Origin of the sequence: Burkholderia sp. Bp9016, from assembly GCF_003857765.1 — a bacterium.
Taxonomy (GTDB): Bacteria; Pseudomonadota; Gammaproteobacteria; order Burkholderiales; family Burkholderiaceae; genus Burkholderia.
This window is the reverse complement of the sequence record NZ_QTPY01000061.1, coordinates 1-4,321: the sequence shown is the minus strand read 5'-3', so window position 1 is coordinate 4,321 and position 4,321 is coordinate 1. Positions and strand designations below refer to the sequence as shown.

Here is a 4,321-nt window from a genome sequence, read left to right as displayed (position 1 = left end):
TTTACGCCAAAGCAGCGGTTGGCCATGGCCGCTTAGTTTCTATTTCTGAACCCCGTGCAAAACGGGGGGATTGCCGCCCGACTTCGTCTGCACCTGCGCACCGCGCACGCGTCGAAGCACTGCGGCGTCGACGGCGAAGCGGCCGCCCCCTCCGGCGGAGTGCGTTCCGTCAGCGCCGTCGGAGCATGTCCGACGCAGGGCGCTCAGGTCGCATCAGGTGACGGCGGCAACGACATCTGTCGCTCGCCCGCCATAAAGGAAAAAGCCCGGCACATGCCGGGCTCGTTCGCTCGACTTCGGTGTTACGCGCGGCCGTCGCGCAATTCGCGCCGCAGAATCTTGCCGACGTTCGTCTTCGGCAACTCGGTGCGGAACTCGACGAGTTTCGGACGCTTGTAGCCGGTGAGCCGCTCCTTGCAGTAAGCGAGGATGTCCTTGTCGGTGAGTGCCGGGTCCTTCTTTACGACGAACAGCTTCACCGCTTCGCCCGAATGCTCGTCCGGCACGCCGACGGCCGCCACCTCGAATACGCCCGGGTGCGACGCCACCACATCCTCGACCTCGTTCGGATACACGTTGAAGCCGGACACGAGGATCATGTCCTTCTTCCGGTCGACGATCTTCACGTAACCGCGAGCGTCCATCACGCCGACATCGCCCGTCTTGAAGAAACCGTCCGGGAACATGACCTTCGCGGTTTCGTCCGGACGATTCCAGTAGCCAGCCATGACCTGCGGCCCGCGGATGCAAATCTCGCCGGGCTCGCCGAGCGCGACATCATTACCCGCGTCGTCGCGAATCGCGACCTCGGTCGACGGCAGCGGCAGCCCGATCGTCCCGCTGTACTCGGTCGCCGTCACGGGGTTGCAGGTCGCCACCGGCGACGTTTCCGACAAACCGTACCCTTCGACGATCGCGGTATGGGTCCTCTCGTACCAGCGCTTCGCGACGCCTTCCTGGATCGCCATGCCGCCACCGTTGGCGATCACGAGCTTCGACAGGTCGAGCTGACTGAATTCGGGATGATTCAGCAGTGCGTTGTACAGCGTGTTGACGGCCGGAATCGTCGAAATCTGGTACCCCTTCAACTCCTTGATCATGCCGCCGATGTCGCGCGGATTCGGGATCAGGATCCCCATCCCGCCCGTGCGCATCGTCAGGAAGCCGCAGACGGTCAATGCGAACACGTGGTAAAGCGGCAGCGCGACGACCGTCACGAACTGCTTTACGTCGGGATGCTTCTCATGTGCCGGATGGTGCCACGCGCCGGCTTGCAGCACGTTCGACACGATGTTCCGGTGCAGCAGCGTCGCGCCCTTCGCGACACCTGTGGTACCGCCCGTGTATTGCAGGAACGCGACGTCGTCGGGGCCGAGTTTTTCCGGCTTGAACGTCTGCCGCGCGCCTTCCGACAGCGCGGCCTTGAAGCGCGTAAACGACGGAAGCTGCCAGGCCGGCACCATCTTCTTCACGTTGCGCACGACGTAGTTGACAAGCCAGCCCTTGATGCCCAACAGATCGCCCATCGACGCGACCACGACATGCTTGACCGCGGTATTAGCGATGACGGCCTGAAGCGTCGACGCGAAGTTCTCGAGAATGACGATCGCTTCCGCCCCGCTGTCCTTCAACTGGTGCTCGAGCTCGCGCGGCGTATAGAGCGGATTGACGTTGACGACAGTGTAGCCCGCGCGAAGCACCGCGACGATCGCCACCGGATACTGCAGCACATTCGGCATCATGAGCGCGACGCGCGCACCACGCTTCAGACCGCGCGACTGCAGCCACGCGCCGAACTGGCGCGACAGCGCATCGAGCTCGCCGTACGTGATGCTCTTGCCCATGCAGACGAACGCCTTGCGGTCGCGATACTGCCGGAAGCTTTCGTCGAGGAGATCCGGAATCGATGGATACGGGGACGCGTCAATTTCGGCTGGAACGCCGGGTGGGTACGATTTCAGCCAAATTTTGTCCATGCCGCGCGTCTCCTCACAGATTTTCGAATGGTCGTGCTAAAACGCATCGTAGCGGCTCGCCCGTCCCGAGACAACAGGGTTAGATGCCCACTTCGAACTTTCAGACGAATTCGTCTGATCATACTCATAAATTCTGTCAAATCCGCTCTACTTCCACAAGGCAATCGTAAAACGTCGCCGAATTGCCGAGATCGGTCAGGGCCTGACTCGTCACTTCATTTGCGTTCCGGCCGTCTGGCGAGAGCTTCTTCCACCATATCGACAACCCGACGACGAGTCCGGCACGCGCGCGATCGGTCACACGCGCGAGCGCCTGCATCGATCCGCGGTCGTTGAAGACGCGAACGACGTCGCCGTCGCCGATGTCTCGCGCGTCGGCGTCGGTCGGATGGATATCGAGATACGGCTGGCCTTCCGTGTTGCGCAGGCTGTCCACGTTCACGAACGTGCTGTTCAGGAAGTGCCGGGCGGGCGGCGAAATCATCGCGAGCGGATAGCGGGCGGCGAGTTCGGGCGCCGCTTCCTCCGATTCGAAGGGTGGCAGATAGTCCGGCACAGGATCCATGCCCATCTGCTCGAGCCGTGCGCTGTAGAACTCGCACTTGCCGGACGGCGTACGGAAACCGCCGTTCGCAAACGGCGCGTCGGCCACGTGGAGCTTGAGCCATCCGGCGCGCTTGAGTGTTTCCCAGTCGCTGTCGAGCGCCGGGTCATCCCAACGAAGTGCCGCGCGCGCGACGTCTTCGTCGCTGTGATAAAGCGCGGGTTCGTCGAGCCCCATGCTGCGCGCGATCCCTCGGAAGATCTCGGTGTTCGGCCGCGCGTCGCCCACCGGCGGAATTGCGGGCAGATTCGCCATCACGTAGGTGTGACCGTACGATTTGTGGACATCGAGATGTTCGAGTTGCGTCGTGGCAGGCAACACAATGTCGGCAAAATCGACCGTATCTGTCCTGAAGTGCTCGAGAACAACGGTGAACAGGTCTTCACGGGCGAAACCCGCTGCAACCTTCGACGAGTCCGGCGCGACAGCCACCGGATTCGAGTTGTAGACGATCACCGCCTCGACCTTCGGGCCGAACGTTGTGTCGCCCGAATGCAGCAGCGCGTCGCCGATCGCGTTCATATTGATGCTGCGCGGCAGTTTATGCGGCCATCCGGGCATCAGGTCAGGGCGCAGCAGCGCTGCCTGGTTGACCGGCGCGGATTCCGACGACGACAGCAGCAACCCGCCCGCCCGATCGCGCCATGCGCCCGTCAGCGCGGGCAGGCTCGCGATCGCGCGCACGGCATTGCCGCCGCCGCGCACGCGCTGCATGCCGTAATTGAGGCGAATCGATGCCTTGCGGGTCGCGCCGTAACGACGTGCGAGTTCGACGAGTTCCGATGCATCGATGCCGCAGATCTGCGCGACGCGCTCTGGCGGATAGGACAAGGCTCGCGCCTTGAGTGCATCGAAGCCAAGCGTATGCTGTGCGATGTAGTCGTGATCGAGCAGATCTTCGGTGATCAGCACGTGCATCATGCCGAGCGCGAAGGCTCCGTCGGTGCCCGGTTTCAACGCAATGTGCTGATGGCACTTTTCGGCCGTCAGCGAACGATAAGGGTCGATCGCGACCAGGCGTGCGCCGCGACGCTTGGCTTCCTGCGCCCGAGTCCAGAAATGCAGGCTCGATGCGATCGGATTGGCGCCCCAGATCAGGATCAGTTCGCTTTCCTCGAAGTGCTCGAGATGCATGCCGACGCTGCCACCGTACGTATAGCGCAGGCCCGCCGCACCGGCCGCCGCACAGATCGTACGTTCGAGCCGGGAGGCGCCGAGTTTGTGGAAGAATCGCTGCGCGATGCCTTCGCCCTGCACGAGCCCCATCGTTCCCGCGTAGCTGTACGGCACGATCGCCTCCGGCGCGCGCGCGGCGATTTCTCCGAGGCGGCGACCGATCTCGTCGAAGGCTTCGCTCCAGCTGATCGGCACGAAGCGCCCTTCCCCCTTCGCACCGACGCGCTTGAGCGGAACGGTGAGACGATCCGGATGATGGACGCGATCAGCGTATCGGCTGACTTTCGTACACAACACACCTTGCGTGGGCGGATGGTCCGGGTCACCGGTGACCTTGATCGCCTTGCCATTCTCGACAGTCACGCGCATTGCGCATGTGTCCGGGCAATCGTGAGGGCAAACGGCCCGGGCTATCTGGGTGGCGACGTTCATCGTTCTGGATGCGGGGATGGAGATTCGCGAATTTTACGTGGCCGTACCGAATAAGGGTAAGCGACCAGCCAACCCGTCTTGACGAGCGAGTTTAGGCGGCAGTCGAGAGAGGTTGCCAACGATGCGGCAGTAG

At 62.9% G+C, this 4,321-nt stretch carries 2 protein-coding genes; both read right to left on the bottom strand.

The genetic code is table 11. The annotated features are described in order from the left end of the window. Positions 1-302: 302 nt before the first annotated feature. Positions 303-1,976 carry a long-chain fatty acid--CoA ligase gene (locus DIE13_RS32270; protein WP_124831015.1) on the bottom strand — a complete coding sequence of 558 codons (1,674 nt, stop codon included), beginning with the start codon at positions 1,974-1,976 and terminating at the stop codon, positions 303-305. A gap of 136 nt (positions 1,977-2,112) precedes the next feature. Beyond that, positions 2,113-4,188: a molybdopterin-dependent oxidoreductase gene (locus DIE13_RS32265; RefSeq protein ID WP_124831014.1), complete on the bottom strand. Its 2,076-nt coding sequence runs from the start codon at positions 4,186-4,188 to the stop codon at positions 2,113-2,115. Positions 4,189-4,321: the final 133 nt, after the last annotated feature.

Bases quoted from the DNA above. Each gene is read 5' to 3' on its own strand.
- DIE13_RS32270 (WP_124831015.1), bottom strand. From the start codon at position 1,976: ATGGACAAAATTTGGCTGAAATCGTACCCACCCGGCGTTCCAGCCGAA.
- DIE13_RS32265 (WP_124831014.1), bottom strand. From the start codon at position 4,188: ATGAACGTCGCCACCCAGATAGCCCGGGCCGTTTGCCCTCACGATTGC.